The following is a 20,387-nucleotide window of genomic DNA, read 5'->3' as shown; positions in this document are numbered from 1 at the left end:
GGATAAGCTAGACTGGCACCACAAGGAATAGTGAGTAAGCAATGTCAGAACAAACTAAACAATTCAAAGAAGATGTGAGCTTTACGGTTGCCGATGAGCTAGGTGGGCTTGAGGTGTTGCAGGCGAAATATAAGCAGCAGAATTTCTCGCGCCATAGTCATGAGGGTTACACCATTGGTGTGATTGAAAAGGGTGCGCAGCGTTTTTATCGTACCGGTGGTAATCATGTTGCGCCTAAAGACCATATTATTTTGGTTAATGCCGATGAGGTACATACCGGTCATGCGGCAACGGAAGGTGGCTGGGAATATAAGGCAATGTACCCGTTACCAGAGCAGTTTGCGGTAATGACCGATGGGATAGGTGCACATTCTTCGATCCCCTATTTCCCCGAGCCAGTCGTACATGACCCAGAAGTCGCACTGCAGTTACGATTGGTCTTTTCTACCTTGGAAAATTCAGATAATCGTTTGTTACGTGAAACATTGATCTACGGTGCACTTGTTAAGTTAATGGCAAAGCACAGCAGAAGCCGTAATGATTTTGAACCACACACAAGAAGCCAGAAGCAAGTATTGTTGGTGAAGACCTTCCTCGATGACTTTCCTCAGTCAGATGTTTCTCTTGAAGAGTTAGCCACCTTGGCAGGTTATAGCCCCTATTACTTGGTACGTGCGTTTCAAAAGGAATTCGGATGCCCACCTCATGCCTACCAAATCCAAAGCCGCTTGCGGTATGCCAAAAGGTTACTTCGTGCTGGGCACAATATTTCAGGTGCTGCGCAAGAAGCCGGTTTTCATGATCAGAGCCATTTTCATCGGCACTTTAAACGGGCAATGGGGATCACGCCAAGGCAATACACCCAATCGCTTGTCTAGTGCTTTATTGGGCAATTTTGTACAAGTATTTGTGAGGCCGTTATGGCGATATAACGTCATGATGACGCAAGAAGATAAATTATGGATACAACATTAGTGAATAACACCGAACTGGCTACTCCCGCGAGGTTATTTGGACAAGGTGCCTTGGCAATGCTGCCGCTCAGTGTGGCTGTGATCCCATGGGGGTTACTTGCTGGTTCTTTTGCCATAGATGCAGGGCTGAACCCTTTGGAGAGTCAGGCTATGTCAGCCATCTTATTTGCAGGCTCGGCACAGCTGGTGGCTACAGGCATGTTTAAAGCGGGAACGGGGCTTGTCTCTATGCTGCTAGCAACCTTTTTCATTACCTCTAGGCACTTGCTTTACAGTGTCTCAATGCGAGAGAAAATCAGCCCGATGCCATTGCGTTGGCGATTGGGATTAGGTTTTTTGTTGACTGATGAGCTGTTTGCGATTTGTGGTCAGCAGTCAAAAAAGCAATTTAATCGTTGGTATGCGCTCGGTGCGGGGTTAAGTTTCTATCTTGCTTGGAATGCCGCGACCTTGGTCGGAATTGTAGCGGGCAGCTATATTCCTACGTTGAATGAACTGGGATTGGAGTTTGCTGTTGCGGCGACTTTCATTGCTTTGGTGATTCCACATGTTGTTAGTTTTCCTGTTGTTGCTGCTGTAATGGTTGCGATGGGGTTGTCTATTTCCCTGAATTTCTTCGATATTGACGGGTCATTGATGATAGCTAGTTTGGGCGGCATGTTGGCGGGCTATTTTTCTGAGAAATGGCAAGGAGAACAGGGATGATCATATTCTCTATATTGGCGATGACAGCATTGGTGTTTTTAAGCCGTTATCTATTTTTGGAGCCTCGTCTGCCATTGAAAGTTAACCCTGAATTACAGCGTTTATTGAAATACTCCAGTCCAGCGGTACTGACAGCTATCTGGGTGCCCATCGTGTTTATGCCTGAAGGGGGAGGCTTGTGGCTAGCACTGGATAATCCGTATTTATGGTCGGCAGGCTTAGCGGCATTACTGGCTTGGAAAACCAAGAATGTGCTGCTGACCACTGTCGTTAGCATGGTAGTATTTTTGATGTTGAATTTGGTGATATTTATTTAGCCCTACGCACGGCTTGTCCAATAGACACTTTATTTTAAGCAACCAAACTTTTCAGTTGAAAGGACGCGTTCATTGGCAATATCACTGCAACATAAGGAGGTTTATCCGTATTAACCTCTCGTTTAGCGATTGGAGGGTAAAGTTATAGATAGCCTCGATTAACGGGTTAGCAATTGATGGAGATGTAATGGATATTAAAGCAGTATTGTTCGATATGGACGGGCTGATTTTCGACACAGAAGGCTTATACAAACTGAGCTGGCAGTATGCCGCCAATGAGCAGGATTTGGTGTTAACCAATGCTGATTACCAGTCTTTCATTGGTGTTCAAGATGCCGAGTGTGAGCGCCGCATCGTCAGTAAATTTGGTGACGCACTTGATATCGAGCGGTTCATACAAGTACGTGACGCGATGTTTAAAGCAGAGCAAGAGAACGGCATCGCTTATAAAGCGGGCTTTGACATGCTATTCCTCCATTTGAAGCAACTACAGCTAAAGTGTGCGTTAGTAACATCGTCGGGTTTGGCTCAAGTTAAGCACCACTTTGCCGGCTCAGACTATCTAGCTCAGTTTGATGTGGTTATCACGTCTGAAGATGTGAGTAACGGTAAACCAGCCCCAGATTGTTATCAAATGGCGAGTGAGCAACTTGGCATTGAGCCGGATAACTGCTTGGTGTTAGAAGACTCTAATAATGGTATGCGTGCAGGTTTAGATGCTGGTTGCCACGCAATTATGATCCCTGACTTATTATTGCCAGCTGATGATGTTGCCGAGCGTGCAACGGCTATATTGACTGGGTTATCTGATGTAAAAGCTTATCTCTAAATAACAGCCCGCAAAGCGAGTATTGAACGATATAGTGCTAGAGGGCTGTTGTTCTTGATGATATACGGACGTTACTTTGGTTCGTAGGGTGAAAAAGTTGTTTGCAGCTTTTCCCATGTTTGCTTATCTGGCGCTAAAAGCAGATTGCCATGGCTTAAGGTCGGCTTATATTCTTGCCCATCTAATAAAGCCGAATACCCGCCCGCTTCTTGGTGAACAAGCTGACCTGCGGCGTGATCCCACGGTTTAAGAGATGAAGTGAGCACAAAGGAAAAGCTACTGGTCGCCAGTAAACGGTACTCAAAGCATGAACAGCCTAAGGCCATAATACGCTCGAAGTGAACGGTTTGGCTGGCAACGTGTTGTCGGTGGCTGTGCTCAAACATCGACAAAGATAAACACCCAGTCATTTTATCGAGTTCTGTTTCTGCATTTATAGTGAGCCGTTGGCTGAAACCGTCTGGCCGTTGATAATAAGCGCCCTTACCACGCTCTGCTTGTACCCAGTCATCAGCTATTGGGTCGTACAGCAGGCCGAACTGAGTTTCACCGTTAATGACTACCGCGAGAATGACCCCAAAGACCGGTAGGTGATTGGCGAAATTCCATGTTCCGTCCACTGGGTCAATAATCACCGCCAGCTCGGCAGAATTTAGTTTTTCAAGAAGCTGTGGATTTTCGGAAACCGCCTCTTCACCAATAATCAGTGCATCAGGAAGAAGTTCGCGCACTTTTTCGCTGATTCTTGCTTCAGCATTTTGATCGGCAATGGTGACTAAATCACTGTGAAAGTCTTTAGCTGCAATGGCATTCGTATCGAGGTTACGAAAGTGAGGGGTAATTTCCGCTTGTGCGACATCGTGAACAATCTGGATCAGTTCGTTAAGAATAGCGTTGTTAAGCATAGGCCTTCCTTGTTTACAAAAAAGAAAAGGAAGCAATGCTTCCTTTTCTTGAGTAATGGTTACAATTTCGAATTACCGCATTAATACGTTACGAGTGAATTGTTTTTTCAGCTCAGCTGCATAATCAGCATTGAAAGGTTCTGTCGCCAGAGCACGCATTTCCGTTGGGATAAGCGCATTGCTTGAATCAGCTTCTGGATGCTGGGGTGCAATACCAAATGTTTTATTCAATGCAGCCTGTGTATCGGCAGACGTTAACCAGTTTATAAATACCAGTGACGCTGCTTTTTTCTGGCCATTGCTTGGTACTGTTACGAAGTTACCGCCACCGGACATACCAAATTCAGGGATGTAGAACTTAATACGGTCAGTGATTGCACCTTGCTGCTGTAGTGCGGCTAAGTGGTCTTCCCATGCGGGTGCTATCGTAATTTCACCATCGTTGATGCGAGTCAGGCTGTCGGCGTTAGATGCGGTGATCAGCATGTCTTCTTTGTTGTTCTGGAACCAATCCCAAGCGGTGCTCCAACTCTTGATGATCTTACGGTCAACCTTTTCGCCTTGCTCTGCGTCGCCTGACACATGACGAATGGTAGATTCGATAAAGCGTAGACCTGCACCACCACCGTTAGGATCGTTTACCCCAAAGGCCATTGGATTGTTACTGATAAAGGCTTCCATTTCCTCAAAGCTCTGAGGTAATGTTGCTTCGTCGACACGCATAGGATCATACGCTAAGCCCGTTTGGTTGCCCCAGAAAGTAACCGCGTAGCCTTCAGACTCAACCCCTTCAGCACGGGTGGTCAGTTGCTTGAATTCAGGCAATTTTTCTAGTGGTAGTAATGTTGATTCTTTATTAATAACGTCAATACTTGTTGGACCGATGGCCAAAACATCAATACTGCCCTTATCACGGCGACTTTCAGCCATTAGCTTATTACGGTTACCGTCGTGAGTACCTTCAGGGATACGCACTTTGATCCCTGTGTCTTGCTCGAAATCTTTAACAAATTCGCGCCACTGAGGCTGAAGGTACCAAACAGCAAACGTGATGTTACCTTCTTTTTTAGCTTGTGCTTCTATTTCTCCCCAGCTCATCTCATTGACGTCATACGCCAATGCTGAAAATGAGGCGGTTGCCAGTACAGTCAGTGTTGTCCCTAAAGCTGCTTTTTTAAATGACATCAGTATTTCCTCTACACTAGAAATTAAGCTTTACCTGTGGATTGAGACAGGTAGTTACCTTTTAACAACCGCTCGATGATCAACATCAGGATCACATTTGGGATCACGAGAATCAGTGAAACCACGGCAGCATCAGGCCGAATGAATGAGTATCCTAGGAACGAATACAAAATGGTTGGGATCGTAATGAAGTCAGGTGCACCTAGTACGTAGGCCATATTGAATTCTTCAATACTGATCACCAGACAGAAAATGAATGATGCGAGTAGGCTAGGCTTGAGCATGGGTAAAAAGGCATGCTTAAACAGTCCAATTTTACCGGTTCCCATGTCCGCACAGGCATCAATTAAGTCTTGTGGGATGGCTTTAAAGCCTGCTGACAATATTCGAATAGCATAAGGCAAGGCTAAAACAGTATGAGCCAGTACAATGTTGAGGTACGGGTTAGTCATGCCTAGTTCTAATAGCATCGAGCTGAAGAACACCGCAAGGATCATAGAAGGCATAACCATTGGTAGCAGCGACACCATCTCAGCAATTTTCTTACCACGGAAGGTTAAGCGACCAAAGGCATAGGCTGTTGGCATTGCCAGCGTCAGTGTCAGTAATGCAACCGCGGGCGCAACCATGTAGCTATTGGCGAGCGCTTCAGGCAGTGAGGTGGTTTGCCACACCTGTACCCAGCGACCAAAGGAGAGTACCTGTGGGAACATGTCCGGATAGCTCCAAGGGTGCTCTGGGTCAACCAGTGACCATAGAATCGCCATCCCGAAAGGCAATGCCAGCCAAAGAATATTAACGATGAAGAAAAAGCTAATTGAAATAATGGCAATTTTTTTACCATTAGCTGTTATCGGGGTCATGCGACAGCCTCCTGCAACAGTGGTTTTTTCTTAGTGGCAAATGGCTGAGTCAGCAATGTAATAGCCACGGCACTCAATGCTGCAAGTATCATGATGATGATGGCAATAACAGCTGCGTTTTCCCATTCGTAGTACTGAGTTGCTGTAATGTTCATCAGCATTGAAAGTGAGTAACTGCTACGCGAACCTGCTACAGATGCAAAAGAGAAATCCCCCAAAGCACCAATAAAAATCAGGATGGATGATGCCTGCATTGCTGGGATTGTCAGTGGGAAAATCACCTGACGGAAACGCTTCCAGCGTGTCGCCCCGAGATCTTGTGAGGCATGCAGTATATCGGTACGGATACTCGCAATAGAACCCGTTAACAGGATCAGGGCAAACGGTAAGTTTTTCCAAATCTGCAATATGATGATACTCCAGCCGAACTTATCATTGGCCATTCGAAGTGGCTCATCAATAATACCTAAAGACAGAAGTGCCTCATTGAAGATGCCATGGTAGGCAATCACATTCATCAACAAAAATGCTGCAACTAGACCCGGAACAAACATGGGAGCACGGAGAGTTGCTACGATCGCATTCCTTGCAGGTAGCGTTTGTTGTAGCCAAATAGAAATGGGGTAGGCCAAGCAAATTGCGCCTAACGTGCCCAAAAATGAGGTACGCATTGAGTATTCGACCGAGCGCCACAAAATTGGGTCGGTCAGCATGGTTTGCCAATACTCAAGTGTTGCTGATGTTTCGCCTGTAAAGCTATACATGCCAAAACTTTGTGCTACCACAACATAGAGGGCACTGCCCATCAATAGCACGATTGCACCTAGTCCGGGGATCAGAAGTAGGTAGGGCTTCATGCAGTTACCTCTTCCAAGAATCGGATAGCACTTCGTTTCAGGCATGCATGAATGCGGTCGCCCACTTGAATCGGGTCACGACCACTAAGCTGTAATCGAATTTCCTGACCTGGGTTATTGCCAACCATGCCAAACACTTCAAGGGTATTTCCCTGAAAAGCCATTGACTTCACATCTACCGCAAAGCTGTTGTCAGTACCTGCATCGCACAGTTCTGCATCTTCAGGGCGCCAGCAGACATAGATCTGATCACCTTGAGGGGCTTCTTTTGATTCAACGGTCATTTCGCCTAAACTACAGCTAACACGATAGGTATGGATGTCGCTGCTCGGCTCAATATAGGCTTGGTGGATGTTGGCTGCACCGATGAAATCGGCCACAAAGCGGTTGCGTGGACGGTAATAAATATCTTGTGGTGAACCGATTTGCTCAATACCACCGGCATTAAGAACGACAATTTTGTCACTCATGGCTAAGGCTTCAGCTTGATCGTGGGTAACATATATAGACGTTAGGTTGTGCTGCTTCTGCAGCGCCTTAATTTCAAAGCGCACGGTCTCACGCATTTTGGCATCAAGGTTAGAAAGAGGCTCATCAAATAAGATCAGATCTGGGCGAGTTACCATGGCTCGGGCTAATGCGACACGCTGTTGTTGTCCACCTGACAGTTGTCCTGGCATTTTATCTTTCTGATCCATTAAGCCAATTTGTGATAACGCATTTTGTAAGCGGTTATCTTGTTCAGTTCGGCTAACTTTCTTTTGTACCATACCAAAGCAGATATTGTGCGACACGCTTAAGTGCGGGAAGAGGGCATAAGACTGAAAGCACATTGCTGTATTTCGCTTTTCGGCAGGGACATTGTTAACTGTCTCTCCCCCAATCGCGATGTTTCCACCATCTGGTTGCTGGAAGCCACCGATCATTTTCAGCAAGGTGGTTTTACCGCAGCCACTAGGGCCTAGTAATGTCACGAATTCCCCAGTTTTCACTGAGAAAGAAATATCTTTAGATGCGTAGAAGTTACCGAATTTTTTCGTAACCCCTTGAAGTTCAAGCATTGTCATTAATAACCTTTCCTTGAAAGCTTAACTTTTATGGGAGGATAGTAATTGTTCGATGTTTCAGAAAAAAGTCAGTAACGTTAAAAACGTGACAGAGGTATGCGTTTTTACATTAAGTCATTGTTTTATAGGTGATGTGTGTTTTTTGCTGTAATTTTGTAATGTGTTTATCATGTGTCTTGACATTCTATTGATGAAGAGATTAATCTTTAATAAGCTTTTTGATAAAGATTAATAGGATTGTAATCATGCCATTTGATTTTGATGTTGGCAGTAAAGGTAAAGTTCTGATCAACAGCCATCGCGGCTCGTGCCTTCACTACCCAGAAAACACCATGCCAGCATTTAATGCTGCCTTAGACGCTGGAACAAGCTGCATCGAAATTGATGTAGCAATGACCAAAGATAATCACATTGTTGTTACTCACGATCCAAGCGTGGCAAGAACATCAGACGGTCAAGGCTATGTAGAGCAAATGACACTTGAAGAGCTACTTGCTCTGGATTTTGGTGGTTGGTTTTCGCCAGCGTTTAGCGGCACCAAAGTGCCTGTTTTCGTTGATGTATTAAATTGGGCCATTGAAAATAATGCTGGTTTAGTTGTTGAAGCAAAACAACGTCTTCGCCATCAGGAATTTGCGGTGCAAATGGTAGAAATTTTACGCTCGGTACCGAATGCTGTTGACCACATTCAATTACTGGGCTTTGACCATGTGCTGGTTAATCGAGTGAAAGACCTGATGCCAGAAGTTAACTTGCAGGTGGTAACATTAGCGCGTTATAACGATCAGTTAAAAGCGGTGACAGACTCTCGTGCTAGCTGTGTGTGTTGTGAATATCCACATGTGAGCGTTGATGACTTAAGGGCTTATAAGCAAGCGGGCTTAACCACACGCTTATATTTACCAACCAAGGATATCGATACGACATTGTGGTTTAACGAACACTATGGCTACGATGTTCATAGCGAAATTATCGGCTGGATGCAGGAAGGGCTAATCGATATGATTAGCCATGATGATATCGAGATGCTGAAGCGCTTGGTTGAAGAGGCAGGCTTAGAAGCAATCTAAGTTAAATTCTACTAGTGAATATTAGGTGGGGTATGGGATAATCCGCCTCGCCTAACTGCCTAATAAATGAGTTAAAAATATGCTTTCTCCGATTAAGCCTCTCCAGCTAGAGCTGTCTCCAGGGCAGAAAAAAGTTCTAAGCATTGTCCGTAATCATGCGCCAGTTTCCCGAGCTAAAATCACTGAATTATCGGGCTTGCGCAGCGGGAGTGTCACCAGTATCTGTAAAGAATTACTGTCTATGCAGCTCATTAGTGAAGGCGAACGGATCAAAGTTGGCAGAGGGCAGCCTATTATACCTTTGCAGCTGAGCCCCTACGCGGCGTTCTCTTTTGGTGTTGCGTTTCATATTAATAAGATTGAAGTTGCACTGGCTAACTTTTGTGGCCACCTTGTTGATACTGTAAGCTTCGATTATCAAGAATCAGCTCCTATTGAAGATGTAATGGAAGCTATCCAATCGGCGATCTTAAAGTTGATTGATAAACACCGTATTCAACAGTCCCGTATTTTGGGGCTGGGTGTATCGATGCCTGGCCCACACTTAGGAAGCGGGGGATTCATTCACACCATTCCTTGGCTATCCCATTGGCGAGAAGTGGATGTAGCGCAATTATTTGGCAGCGTTTTTGAATGGCCAGTCTGGATCGATAACGACTGTAATGTTTCAGCTGTTGGCGAATACTTTTCTGGCTTATGGCCAGAGGTCGCGAATATGCTATTGATAGAAATTGGCCATGGCATTGGTGGCGGTGTCATCATTGATGGTAAGTTATTTCGTGGCCGGAACAAAAATGCAGGTGAGATAGGTACTTATTTCTCTGTGCAAGAGCCTGACGTTCGCCGTCCTTCATTGCGTGAACTTATGACGTTATTGGCCGATGATGGCCATCCCATTGATGATATCAACGATATACCCTCAATCGAGCATCCCGTTGTCTCAATGTGGCTAGATAATGCAGCAACGCAGCTACGCCCGTTGGTTTTATTAACACTAGGTTGGTTTGACCCTGACTGTATCGTGTTTGGTGGTTCAGCGCCGAAACACATTAGTTTAGAGCTTATAAAACGAATAGGTTTAGATAGGCAATGGGCTCAGTTTGGAATGGATTATGACATGGCAACTATTGCACCATCTCGTGTTGGCTCGCAGCTGTCCTCACTTGGTGCTTGTATGTACCCTGTTTTCCAGACGCTAGAAATCGCATAGCTACATACATAGCTTACATGGTTAGATGCACCGTTAAGCGAGTTCTACATCAATGTAATACACCTTATTTCAGCTTGCAGCCAGAATGGGGTGGAATCCCACGACTATCGTTAGATACTTTAAATAATACTTAACCTAGCGATAAGCATTATAAGTTTTAATTAATTCAATGTTACCTTTATTCTCCCTCTCGTTAACTGTTTCTGTTGAGATTTATAACATGGAAAAGAATGCTATCGAGAAGTATACAAGATTACCTCTTATCCCCTTGGCAATTGCTTCGGTTATTGTTGGGGTGTGGTATCTGTATAGGATGGTTGTGGTCGGTAATGTTAACTTGCTTGGTGACGAGTTGGATCCTGCTTCTTATTTTGGGGACACTGAGCAGTGGTTTTAATTACTTTTATGCGTAGGCTTGCGAGAGGGATCCATTTTTTACGGAATAACCTCTGTAATGTGTGATCGCAAATACATGCCTTTATTTTTCGCTCTGGCACTATAGTTGAATATAAACAGTCAACTAGCGAGGCCGTGATGCGACAAATTGGTGATGACATTTGGGTACATGAAGACACCATGAAAATGGTTGGGACTAAGCTTGGATTAAGAATGACCATCGTCCGTTTGTCGGATGGCGGTGTTTGGATACACTCACCAACGGCGATTTCTGCCGATCTGCGGAAGATGATTGATGATATTGGCCCTGTTACCTCGATTGTGGCTGCGAACGATCATCACAGTAAATGGCTACAAGAGTGGTGTGAGGCGTATCCAGAGGCTGATGCTTATGTCAGTGCGGGGATACCAAGAAAAGTACCGCTATCTATTTACCATATACTACAGCAAGGGCTAGAGAATGCTTGGCCTGAAGACTTTGTATGGAAAACCATGCCAGCTGTTCCTATGTTTAATGAAACTGTTTTTCTGCATAAAAAATCCAACTCTTTGATTGTGACTGATTTTATTCAAAACTATCCTGAAGCTACGCCAGAAGGCTTCGCAGGTTTGGTAAAAAGCTATGTATTCGAGCCAATCGGTTTTAAAGGACAGTGCGTGGCACCACCATTTCGGTTAGGAATGACGAGGAAAAATAAACCTGCTTTTAGTGAGTTTATTCGAGATCTGCAAACATGGGATTTTTCGCAAATCGTCGTCACTCATGGCGACATTATTACAGATAACGCACCGGCAGTTTTTAAAGATTTATCTGCACGTTTTTTAGATTAAAAGCCTTACTGCTAGACGTGTTGATGTGATAGTGAGCACTTGTTTTTTATTTTTAATTTATGCCTTTACAGTTAACCGTTAACCCCGTATTATTCGCCGCACAACGGAGAGATGGCTGAGTGGCCGAAAGCACCTGACTTGAAATCAGGCGAGGGGCGACCCTCCTAGGGTTCAAATCCCTATCTCTCCGCCACATTAGAAGAAGCCGCTGATTTATCAGCGGTTTTTTTGCATCTGTTATTTAGGGTTCAAATCCGTAATACCCTCGTAGCACTCCGCCACATTCAGAAAGCCCAGCAGAAATGCTGGGCTTTCGTCGTTTTAGTGGCAGCAAAAGGGATTTGAAAATCCTGCCATACCAAAATCGCTCCGCTACATTAGAAGAATCCGCTGATTTATCAGCGGCTTTTTTGCATCTGTTATTTAGGGTTCAAATCCGTAATACCCTCGTAGTACTCCACCACATTCAAAGAAACCGCTACTCTGTTAGCGGTTTTTTGCATTTAGGGTATATAGAACCCAAGGTTCAGCCGAGCTAAGCGAGACAACGTTACTAGTCGAAGGCGCTTTAAAGTAACGGCCATAGGGCGAAGTAAATTCGTCATGTCCCGAAGCACTCCGCTGTATTTGAAAGCACTTAGGCAGGTTTCTTACCGTGCTGGGTATGAACGTTAAGGAATGGGGGATACAAAAAAGCCGACACAGGTCGGCTTTTGGGGATATCCAGCATTTATCAAATTACAGTCGTATTTTGCTTTACGCTAGATACAAAAAAGGCCGCCTAGGCGACCTTTTATCGATTTAATTCTTAATTAAGAATTAAAGAGCAACAACGTTTGCTGCTTGAAGACCTTTTTGGCCTTGTTCTACTTCGAAAGACACTTTCTGGCCTTCAGCAAGAGTTTTGAAGCCTTCAGAAGCGATAGCACGGAAGTGAACGAATACGTCAGCGCCGCCGTTGTCTTGAGAAATGAAACCGAAACCTTTCTCTTCGTTAAACCATTTTACGATACCAGTGTTTGATGCAGACATGTTATGCCCCTTATTTAATTCATTTAAAAGATAGTGTTGCACTGAATGCTGAATTATTAAATTTTACGATAAAGCTAAGGGAAACACTGATTACATAAACTGTATATCTAAGGTTTTACTTATTACTTGATGCTTCATTAATAACTCTGTGTGTCAGAGCGAGGGAGATAGTACCCTAAAAAAATTATATGTAAAGGCTATTATTTAAAATTTATCAAAAAGACATGAAAAAATTTGAGCGTGCCACACTTATAAGCATAACGTTCAGTATTGCTTATAAGTGACAACAGCGAGGGAATGATGAAAAGAAGACGATTTTTGGCGGTGCTTTCATTGGCTTTTATGACGCCATCATGGGCAGGAGCCCGTATGAGGTTAACGGCAAGCGATGCGGAAGGGCCTTTCTATCCGGTTGAAGATATACCACTTCGGCCCGATTTAGTCTTAGAGCCCGCAAGAATAAACGGTACCCCTTTATTGCTTGAGGGAAGAGTTGTGAATCCGCAAGGGCAGCCACAAGCCAATGTGAAAGTGGAGATTTGGCAATGTGATGGCGCTGGACTATATCATCACCCTAAACAAGAAAATACGAATCAGCATGACCCTCATTTTGCAGGGAATGGTGCTGTTTTGACGGATAAAAAGGGGAGCTATCAGTTTTATACCCTTTACCCTGTCCCTTATGGCGCTAGGCCACCTCATATTCATATTAAAGTCTGGCAAGGAAATGACGAACTGTTAACCACTCAACTTTATTTACAGGGCCAGACGGGTAATGAGTGGTGGGGTAAAAATCGTGAGTTATTGCAACTATCACCGGGTAAAAATCAGCGCGACGTATGGACAGCCAATTTTGATTTTGTTGTTTAGGTGAGATCAATTCATTTAAGGGGGAAGTCTAAGGGTCAGAATGCATCGGCTTCAAAGCGTGCTACCCGTGCCTCAGTGATTGAGCAATTGGTTTGCTGCATAAGCTCAGCAAGTGTGATGTTTGGGTTTTGAACAACCAGTGTTTTGAGTTGTTCTTCTAGTGGTTCTAGTTTGCAGTGATATATCGACAGCTTTTCGTCAATTTTACGGTTGAGGTAGTACATGGCTTCAGCATCGGCTGCTTTCAATTGCTCGGTGAGTTTTGCCAAAGTAACCGCATCGCCCACCACTTGCCAGTTTCTAGAACGACGGACCCTTTTCAGCTCACAGCCACATTCCAAAGCAATGTCCTTTGCTTTTTTTACGCTTTCTCCACCAATGCGGTGAATTAACGATGGTAGGGCAATAGTTAAGGTATTTTCTATCATGCAATGAATTTTGCACGTTATCGATTGAAAATACCAATATTTTGCCTCAAAGCAAGCAGCTAGGTTTTTAGTTGTTTGATCACACTTTCTTTCGTACCATCGGCAACAAGCTTACCGTTATCCAACACGATAAGGCGATCGACGACATCCAGCATGCTGGATTTATGGCTGAATAGTACCACTGTATGGTGTTTATCGAGCGAGGCGAGATAGCGTTTGATATGTTGTTCTGATTGGTTATCCATATTGCTGGTCGGCTCGTCGAGAATCAGTATTTTGGGTTGTTGAAGCAATGCACGCGCCATTGCAATGGCTTGTTTTTGTCCACCTGATAGCCGTTGCCCGCTTTCACCTACCTGCCTTTCTATGCCTTCAGGTTCATGTTGAGTGAACAAGCTGACACCTGATAGTTTACAAGCTTGATGGATATCTTGAGTAGTTGCTTGTGAGTTTCCTAGGGTGATATTTTCACGAATTGTGCCGAAAAACAGGGTGATATCTTGTGGTACGCAGCCAATTTGGCGACGAATATCCGCAGGGTTAAGCTGATGAATATCGTTATTATCGAGCCTTATTGCTCCTTCCGTCGGTGAATAAAGCCCTGTGATTAGGCGCATCAAGGTCGATTTCCCGGAACCTATTTTTCCTATCACCGCGACTTTTTCACCAGTCTGAATAGAGAATGTAATGTTGTTGAGCGCCTTTCTTTCGCCGGCACCATTAGGCTCTGTGTTTGGGTAGCTGAAGCCTAGGTTTTCGGTGCTGATAACGCCAGACAAGGCTGATGTATTCAGGTAGTGCTTTTGATTGTCTATTTCATTGGGGGTAGACATGATTTGGTCAATAATACTCATAGCTGATTTAGCTTGGTGGTATCGGGTTGAGAGCTGTGAGAGCTGAACCATAGGGGCAATCGCGCGGCTGGTAAGCATAGATGTTGCGATTAGCCCCCCAACAGATAGATCACCTGCGGCAATTAAATAGACACCAACGACGATTACCGCAACCGACACGCTTTGTTGGGTACTGTTTGCGATATTGTTCACTGAATCTGTTAAGCGGCGTGACTTGATCCCCCAGTTCGCAATATGAGCAACGGCTTGTTCCCACTTAAATTGGAACTGCCCTTGAGCGTTGAAGAGCTTGAGAGTCTCTAGGCCAGTTAGGCTTTCGATTAAATTGGCATGCTTTTGTGAAACCAATTTAGATCCTTCTTCAACGCTGGTTTGTAGCGGACGTTGAATTAACCAGCAGTAGAGGATCAAAATACAGACGGCGACAAGTGGTACGATAACCAAAGGGCCTGCTATCAACCAGATGATCAATAAGAAAAAGAAGGCAAAAGGTAGGTCTATGAGTGAGGCGATGGTTGTTGACGTGAAAAATTCCCGAATGGACTCAAATTCTTGTAAATGGCGGGCAAAAGCGCCTATCGATGGGGGGCGGGATGACATTTTCATACCTACTGCTTTGGCGTAAATAGCAGACGAAATCATCAGATCTGATTTTCTACCTGCAATATCGATGAAGTAGCTGCGGAGTATTTTAAGCAGTAAATCGAAGCCGACAATAATTGCCATACCGCTGACTAATACCCACAGTGAATCAAAAGCTTGATTAGGTACAATTTTGTCATAAACCAAGCGGGTAAAAAGTGGTAATGCAATGGCGAAGAGGTTGATTAAAACCGAAGCAATAAACACATCACGGTAGATAGACTTAGATTGCCAAATCGTGCTCCAAAACCAGTGTTTCTGGGATGATGATAAGAACTCAGGGCTGCGTTCATCGTATTTAAAGTGTTTTTTGAGCAAGAATACTTTATTGAGAAATTGCTGTTCAAGATCGGAAAAAGAGAGCCACTGCGTAATGTATTTGTCTGTTCTACCTACCGTACTGGTAGCAGGAATACCAATTGCAATTTGTGCTTGCTGCTCCACAGGGTTGATATCGAGTACGACGCAAGCTTGATTATTCTCAAGTAGGGCAACGGCTGGTAGCAATAAAGGGGAGAGCTGTGATATCGGAAGATCTTCTTCGATTGCAGAAAGCCCTGCATTGCTTGCGGCACGAGAAAATAAATGTGGCGTTAATTGACCATTTTTAAGCGGTAACCCCGCGATTAAGCTTTCTGCAGAGCAGGGCTGCTCATAATGACGGCATACAAAGGTGAGGGCGGCGAGTAAAGAATCATTCATCGTTGCACTCCTTATGGTCTCTTCTATCTTGTCCTCCATGATTATTTCGTTCTTCAACTACAAACCCTTGGAAGCCCTGTACACCAAGCTGGGCTAGGCTTTCTAATTGCTGGCGAGTTTCGACCCGCGTTGCTATCGATATGATGTCGAGATTGGCTGCCGCACGGGTAATGGCTTTGAGTGCATCGGTTTTAATGTCTTCATCAAGTTGGCTGGTATAGGTGAAATCGAGTTTGATATAGCGAGGGCGGAAGTGTTGTAAATAACTAGAGTTGAAATGTGCACCGCAGCTATCAACACCGAAAGAAAAAGAGTGGGTTGTTATGATGTTGCATAGTAATTTCACGTGTTCGGGGAAATGGATAAAAACGGTTTCGGGTAATTCGAAGATCAGCTGTTGGCTTAGCGTTGGATATTGTTGCAGCTGGCGGTTTAGCCAGTGAACAAAACCACCGTTAGTCACAGTTGTTGGGGCAAGGTTTACCGCGATAATGTGGTGGCTGTTTTGTAGCGAGGCCATTGCACGCTCTAGAATAGATTTATCGATCTCAACTGTATTGTCTAAGGCTTCAAGTGGCGGGAAAAACTGACTGGCTGAAAAGGTTCTACCTTGATATTGAATCGCGGTAAACAGTTCTCGATGCAGCTCATCCCCTGCTTTGTTAATCGCGCGCTGATGGGTAAATATCAGCTGATCTTCTTTAAGCGCATGGTGAATAAGCTCTAGCCATTGTTGTTTCCCCCATGATGCGGGTGATGCAGCTGATTGGTTGTCGTCAATGATGGCAACTTTGTTGGTTTTCTGTTTTGCCATGGCTCGGACATTGTCACACTGGGCAAGCAATTGTGAGAGTGAGGTTTCATTTTCCTGCTTATCATTTTTTTTAAGAATAATACCGATCTCAACCTCATTATCGGCTTGGAGTGCTCTTTGATTAGCAAACGTATTTTGTATGATCTCCATCAGATCATTGCGAAGGTTATTGGCCATATTACTCAACGTGTTTTTCGATTGGTCATTGGTAATAAATAGAAATTCACTGTGGCTTAAACGCCCAACATGGCGACTTGGGGTGTTAAACGATGCCAGTTTAGTGCCAATGGCCTTTGCGAGTAACGTTGAGGCTGCATAGTTATTGGCCTGCCGCAATTGGCTAAAAGCAGGTATGGAGATAATCATTAGCCCATGCTGGTTTTGTAGAGTATCGGCTGTTAGCCACTCTTCCAATTGCAGCTGTAACAAACGGCGATTACCAAGGCCTGAATCAGGATCTTGATAGGCGCGTTTGCGTAATACGTCGGCTTCATTGGCTTGTTGATTGAAGTGTTGTTTGAGCTGCAGTGACATCTGATTAAATGCGATTACCATGTCTTTCAGCTCGCGAGTGTTAGGCTCTGCAAGTGGTTCACCGAAGTCATTTTTGGCAATATCTTTTGCTTTTTGTTGTACCACTTCTAATGGTCGTTTAACTAAACGGTTGAGGATGAACTTAAGTAGTACCATGCCAAACAACATGCATGTACCAAATGTCCACATCAACTGCTTAGCGTTCTGCCATAACTTGCTGTAAGCAATCGAGGAGTGGCTGGTGACGGTGATTTTGGCCAGTTGAAGCCAGCCGCTAGTAATGGTATTGGTTTGGGTCGCGCTAGGAATTGTGACCCATTGTTGGAACCAATGCGGCACAGTGGTGGGGGCGACTGGGTATTGGCGCTCGATTCGGGTTTTGGGCTCAAAGACTTCAAGGGTGACTTTTTGATAAAAGCTGCCATCGAAAATGGCATTTATCACTGATTCGATAATTACTGGGTCGCTTGCTTTGAGGTAAGGGGAAAGTGCTAGCCCGACGGCATTCATGGCATTACGCATTTCAACGGATTGTTGCTCAACGAGGAAGCTACGGGTAGTCTTGATTTGGCTGTAGAAAATACCCGTAAGTAGCAGACTAAAAAGTAACAACATCCAGACAAATAAGCGGTGATAGATAGTCATACGGGGTCATCCACATTATTCGTCGAAATTGACAATAGGTTGAGCCAGCTGTTGGCTGCTGAAACGACGGCGAAGATCGTTCCATTGTTTTATTTGGCCGGCATCGCCAGCCAGTTCACCTTTTCCTTGTAATTTTATCAGCCATAACTTGCTTCCGTTAAAGCTAAAAATAGGGTGGAGGTCTTGTCGTTGGCTGGCATCAACAATTTCTGGTGTAAGGTTGTCGAGCAGCAGAGGGATCGATGAAGGGGTAGGGTAATAAGCCAGTACCATGTGAAATTGATTTAATTCGATGGCTTTCACATAGATCAGGCGCAGCTTTTCATCATCCATCCCGAGCTCACGCAACGAGAAATATTTGGCGATACTGAATTCTTCGCAATCACCCGCCCCAACGCCGAGAAACTCTAAGGGCGTTGCCCAGTAATCATCTTTGCCCCAGATATCGATATCATCTAAAAAGCGTAACTGGTTAAAAAAGTCATTCACATGTTCCAGTAATAGCCGCTCATCACTGTGGCGAATATCAGCCAGTAGTTGACGCCATGCAGTGACACGTAATCCTGCACGTTCACCGTAGGATGCGCGAATAAGCGCAATACTATCCAGTTCGGATTGAGTCAGGGCATTTACCTTGGCTGATGCTGACAGCAGCGTGAGTAAGAATAGCATTACGGAAAATCCTCTCATCATTCAACCAGTACTAATCAGTGCGAAGTGAAAAGATAGTCCATTCTTCAAGCACATTTCCTCGCTCCCCCCTTACCCTCGCCGTGACTCTACGGCTGAGGGTATTTGTTTGCTCTACCGTGCTGGCTACCACAGGCTCGCTATCGCCAAAGCCGAGGGTTTTGATCCGAGCGGGATCAACGCCGAAACTGATCAGTTGCTGTCGTACCACTTTTGCCCGCCGTTGTGACAAGCCAATATTGTAAGCAGCAGCGCCCACTGGGCTGGCGTAACCTTTGAGTTCAATTCGAGCTTCAGGATATTGCGCTAAAAATTGCGCCATCTTTTTTATTTGGGGCAGGAACGAGGCTGGGATCACCGTAGAGTCGTTTGCGAATAAGATATGTAAATCATTAGATTCGCTACGCTCAACATACGTAGGGCAGCCGTCATTATCGACAATCGCGGAAAGGGGAGTATTCGGGCATTTATCTCGTGCGTTTATCACGCCATCATTGTCGTCATCGAGTAAATCCCACGATTGCTCGGCAACAGGGGGAATATCAGCATCGGTTGTGCAGGCATTAAGCAGCGTTAGTAAGGCCGCAGTAAAAATGGCTGCAATGTACTTAGGTGCGTGTATTTTCATTCTCTGCCTCCTACCTCACCGATGATGTCCATTGCTCAGGTACATCGACCCGCATTTCTTCTAATAGCAGGCCAGTTGCATTCAAGACGCGATACTTTGCCAAGATGCCCGCGTAGTGAGCGTCAAGGTAGGATTTTCTGGCTTCAAAGAGTTCATTTTCTGTGTTTAGTACATCCAGTAATGTGCGTTTTCCAATTTTGAATTGCTTCTCATAAGCAATGACTGTTCGAGAGGAAGCATCAACATGCTGTTGTAAAAATTGGGTTTGCTTGAGGGCTAACTCCATCCCACTCCAAGCCAGACGAGTACTTTCTTCTAGCAGGCGATAAGCGCGATCCCTGACATCTTTTGATTGACTAACTTGATAGGCGGCTTGACGGCTCTTGGCTAAATCTGAGCCACCGTTATACAGGTTATATTGCACTCTTATCCCTGCCTTGAACTCATCGGTATGGCCGGGTGTACCCTCTAGATCTTCTCCCCATTCTTGCGATGCCTCAAGAGTAAAGGTTGGATAGAAATCACCTTTGGCTTGCTTGTATTGGTAGTGGGCTGCATCGATATCGTTGCTTGCAGTAAATAGTACTGGGTTGTTTTCTTTAGATTGGGTTAATGCATACTCCAGCGATCCCGGTACGTAGTTCTGATCGACCTCTGGCTTTATTAAATCCACAGGCATACTTCCCACCTCGCGGTAAAACTCGGTGGTTTTATCCTGTAGGTTGTTTTCAGCCGCGATAAGGTTAGAGCGTGAGCGGGCGAGGCGACCTTCAATTTGGGCAAGATCAGCGGTTGAGCCAATACCCGCATCGGTGCGTTTTTTGATGTCGGTGAAAATGCGTTGGTGAACCTGATAGTTATTTTGTGACAGTGACAATACTTCTTGGGCTTCCAGTGTATCGAGGTAAATCTCGGTCACTCTTAGCGCTTTGTCTTGGGCATCTGTTAATAGCTGGTAGCGCTGTGCTTCTGATTCGGCTTTATTACGTTGGATATCGTGATAGGTAATAGAGCCATCCCAGATGAGTTGGCGCAAACTTATTTTTGCGTCCAGTGGGTCATAGTCACCGGTGCTATTTGTCGTGTTATCGTAGTCTTCATACCCAGCTCCGGCACTGATATCAACGGAAGGAAGGTAATCCCCCGTTGCAGCACGTGTTGCCTGATCTCTGCTCATGAACTCATTATATGCTCGCTTTATTTCTGGATTGGTAGCCAGCGTTTCTGATACCGCTTGTTCTAATGACTGTGCCAGAAGGTTCAAGCTGGTCAACCCTAAGCTTAAACAGGCGGACATTAGTATCCTCATTGGTTTTTTTGGCAGTTGTCTACAGCGCAT

21 protein-coding genes and 1 tRNA gene are annotated in these 20,387 nt (G+C 44.9%); 10 read left to right on the top strand and 12 right to left on the bottom strand.

The features are described from left to right. The first annotated feature begins 41 nt into the window (after nucleotides 1-41). From L4D78_RS18720 to L4D78_RS18705, 4 genes are all read left to right on the top strand, one after another. The gene (locus L4D78_RS18720) at nucleotides 42-878 is read left to right on the top strand and encodes an AraC family transcriptional regulator (RefSeq protein ID WP_428468344.1); all 837 of its coding nucleotides are present in this window, start codon (nucleotides 42-44) and stop codon (nucleotides 876-878) included. A gap of 81 nt (nucleotides 879-959) precedes the next feature. Continuing rightward, nucleotides 960-1,679 (top strand): AzlC family ABC transporter permease, encoded by a 720-nt coding sequence (locus L4D78_RS18715; protein WP_428468343.1) that lies wholly within the window; start codon nucleotides 960-962, stop codon nucleotides 1,677-1,679. Further along, nucleotides 1,676-1,996, top strand: a complete 321-nt coding sequence (locus L4D78_RS18710) for an AzlD domain-containing protein (RefSeq protein ID WP_428456180.1) — start codon at nucleotides 1,676-1,678, stop codon at nucleotides 1,994-1,996. Before L4D78_RS18715 ends, L4D78_RS18710 begins: the two co-directional genes overlap by 4 nt. Nucleotides 1,997-2,183: 187 nt before the next feature. After that, complete coding sequence (locus L4D78_RS18705; protein WP_428456179.1) at nucleotides 2,184-2,825, top strand: HAD family hydrolase; 642 nt, start codon at nucleotides 2,184-2,186, stop codon at nucleotides 2,823-2,825. A gap of 71 nt (nucleotides 2,826-2,896) precedes the next feature. Here the strand turns inward: L4D78_RS18705 and L4D78_RS18700 are convergent, their stop codons facing one another. From L4D78_RS18700 to L4D78_RS18680, 5 genes are all read right to left on the bottom strand, one after another. After that, nucleotides 2,897-3,730, bottom strand: a complete 834-nt coding sequence (locus L4D78_RS18700) for an inositol monophosphatase family protein (protein ID WP_428468342.1) — start codon at nucleotides 3,728-3,730, stop codon at nucleotides 2,897-2,899. A gap of 72 nt (nucleotides 3,731-3,802) precedes the next feature. Next, the gene (locus L4D78_RS18695; protein ID WP_428468341.1) at nucleotides 3,803-4,915 is read right to left on the bottom strand and encodes an extracellular solute-binding protein; all 1,113 of its coding nucleotides are present in this window, start codon (nucleotides 4,913-4,915) and stop codon (nucleotides 3,803-3,805) included. A gap of 23 nt (nucleotides 4,916-4,938) precedes the next feature. After that, nucleotides 4,939-5,778 carry an ABC transporter permease gene (locus L4D78_RS18690; RefSeq protein WP_428456176.1) on the bottom strand — a complete coding sequence of 280 codons (840 nt, stop codon included), beginning with the start codon at nucleotides 5,776-5,778 and terminating at the stop codon, nucleotides 4,939-4,941. After that, nucleotides 5,775-6,635 (bottom strand): ABC transporter permease, encoded by an 861-nt coding sequence (locus L4D78_RS18685; RefSeq protein ID WP_428468340.1) that lies wholly within the window; start codon nucleotides 6,633-6,635, stop codon nucleotides 5,775-5,777. The genes L4D78_RS18690 and L4D78_RS18685 overlap by 4 nt, the downstream gene beginning before the upstream one ends. Continuing rightward, nucleotides 6,632-7,702, bottom strand: a complete 1,071-nt coding sequence (locus L4D78_RS18680; protein WP_428468339.1) for an ABC transporter ATP-binding protein — start codon at nucleotides 7,700-7,702, stop codon at nucleotides 6,632-6,634. Before L4D78_RS18680 ends, L4D78_RS18685 begins: the two co-directional genes overlap by 4 nt. Nucleotides 7,703-7,947: 245 nt before the next feature. On the opposite strand from L4D78_RS18680, the gene L4D78_RS18675 reads away from it, so the two are divergent. The 5 genes from L4D78_RS18675 to L4D78_RS18655 all read left to right on the top strand — a co-directional run bounded on the left by L4D78_RS18675 (nucleotide 7,948) and on the right by L4D78_RS18655 (nucleotide 11,402). Further along, nucleotides 7,948-8,772: a glycerophosphodiester phosphodiesterase gene (locus L4D78_RS18675; protein ID WP_428456173.1), complete on the top strand. Its 825-nt coding sequence runs from the start codon at nucleotides 7,948-7,950 to the stop codon at nucleotides 8,770-8,772. A 79-nt stretch (nucleotides 8,773-8,851) separates the two neighbouring features. Next, entirely contained in the window at nucleotides 8,852-9,982 is a 1,131-nt protein-coding gene (locus tag L4D78_RS18670; RefSeq protein WP_428468338.1) for an ROK family protein, read from the top strand. 220 nt (nucleotides 9,983-10,202) lie between these two features. Next, the gene (locus L4D78_RS18665) at nucleotides 10,203-10,379 is read left to right on the top strand and encodes a hypothetical protein (RefSeq protein WP_428468337.1); all 177 of its coding nucleotides are present in this window, start codon (nucleotides 10,203-10,205) and stop codon (nucleotides 10,377-10,379) included. Between the two features lie 137 nt (nucleotides 10,380-10,516). Then, nucleotides 10,517-11,209 (top strand): DUF4336 domain-containing protein, encoded by a 693-nt coding sequence (locus tag L4D78_RS18660; protein ID WP_428468336.1) that lies wholly within the window; start codon nucleotides 10,517-10,519, stop codon nucleotides 11,207-11,209. A gap of 105 nt (nucleotides 11,210-11,314) precedes the next feature. Then, nucleotides 11,315-11,402, top strand: a tRNA-Ser gene (locus L4D78_RS18655). Nucleotides 11,403-12,028: 626 nt separating this feature from the next. On the opposite strand, the gene cspE is transcribed toward L4D78_RS18655, so the two are convergent. Further along, nucleotides 12,029-12,241 carry a transcription antiterminator/RNA stability regulator CspE gene (cspE, locus tag L4D78_RS18650; RefSeq protein WP_428456170.1) on the bottom strand — a complete coding sequence of 71 codons (213 nt, stop codon included), beginning with the start codon at nucleotides 12,239-12,241 and terminating at the stop codon, nucleotides 12,029-12,031. Between the two features lie 300 nt (nucleotides 12,242-12,541). Here cspE and L4D78_RS18645 point away from each other — a divergent pair, with 300 nt between their 5' ends. Further along, entirely contained in the window at nucleotides 12,542-13,111 is a 570-nt protein-coding gene (locus L4D78_RS18645; protein ID WP_428468391.1) for a dioxygenase family protein, read from the top strand. 35 nt (nucleotides 13,112-13,146) lie between these two features. On the opposite strand, the gene L4D78_RS18640 is transcribed toward L4D78_RS18645, so the two are convergent. The 6 genes from L4D78_RS18640 to L4D78_RS18615 are packed head-to-tail and all read right to left on the bottom strand — an operon-like array spanning nucleotide 13,147 to nucleotide 20,345. Continuing rightward, entirely contained in the window at nucleotides 13,147-13,539 is a 393-nt protein-coding gene (locus tag L4D78_RS18640) for a ribosome recycling factor family protein (protein ID WP_428468335.1), read from the bottom strand. Between the two features lie 59 nt (nucleotides 13,540-13,598). Next, nucleotides 13,599-15,737, bottom strand: a complete 2,139-nt coding sequence (locus L4D78_RS18635) for a type I secretion system permease/ATPase (RefSeq protein ID WP_428468334.1) — start codon at nucleotides 15,735-15,737, stop codon at nucleotides 13,599-13,601. After that, complete coding sequence (locus L4D78_RS18630) at nucleotides 15,730-17,730, bottom strand: bifunctional diguanylate cyclase/phosphodiesterase (RefSeq protein WP_428468333.1); 2,001 nt, start codon at nucleotides 17,728-17,730, stop codon at nucleotides 15,730-15,732. Before L4D78_RS18630 ends, L4D78_RS18635 begins: the two co-directional genes overlap by 8 nt. 15 nt (nucleotides 17,731-17,745) lie before the next feature. Then, nucleotides 17,746-18,402 (bottom strand): transglutaminase-like cysteine peptidase, encoded by a 657-nt coding sequence (locus L4D78_RS18625; protein ID WP_428468332.1) that lies wholly within the window; start codon nucleotides 18,400-18,402, stop codon nucleotides 17,746-17,748. A gap of 31 nt (nucleotides 18,403-18,433) precedes the next feature. Beyond that, entirely contained in the window at nucleotides 18,434-19,048 is a 615-nt protein-coding gene (locus L4D78_RS18620) for an OmpA family protein (protein WP_428468331.1), read from the bottom strand. A gap of 10 nt (nucleotides 19,049-19,058) precedes the next feature. Beyond that, the gene (locus tag L4D78_RS18615) at nucleotides 19,059-20,345 is read right to left on the bottom strand and encodes a TolC family outer membrane protein (RefSeq protein ID WP_428468330.1); all 1,287 of its coding nucleotides are present in this window, start codon (nucleotides 20,343-20,345) and stop codon (nucleotides 19,059-19,061) included. Nucleotides 20,346-20,387 lie beyond the last annotated feature (42 nt).

Origin of the sequence: Photobacterium minamisatsumaniensis (assembly GCF_050336695.1) — a bacterium.
In the GTDB taxonomy this organism is placed as follows: domain Bacteria; phylum Pseudomonadota; class Gammaproteobacteria; order Enterobacterales; family Vibrionaceae; genus Photobacterium; species Photobacterium minamisatsumaniensis.
Note: the sequence above shows the minus strand (reverse complement) of the source record. Positions and strands in the feature narration are given on the sequence as shown.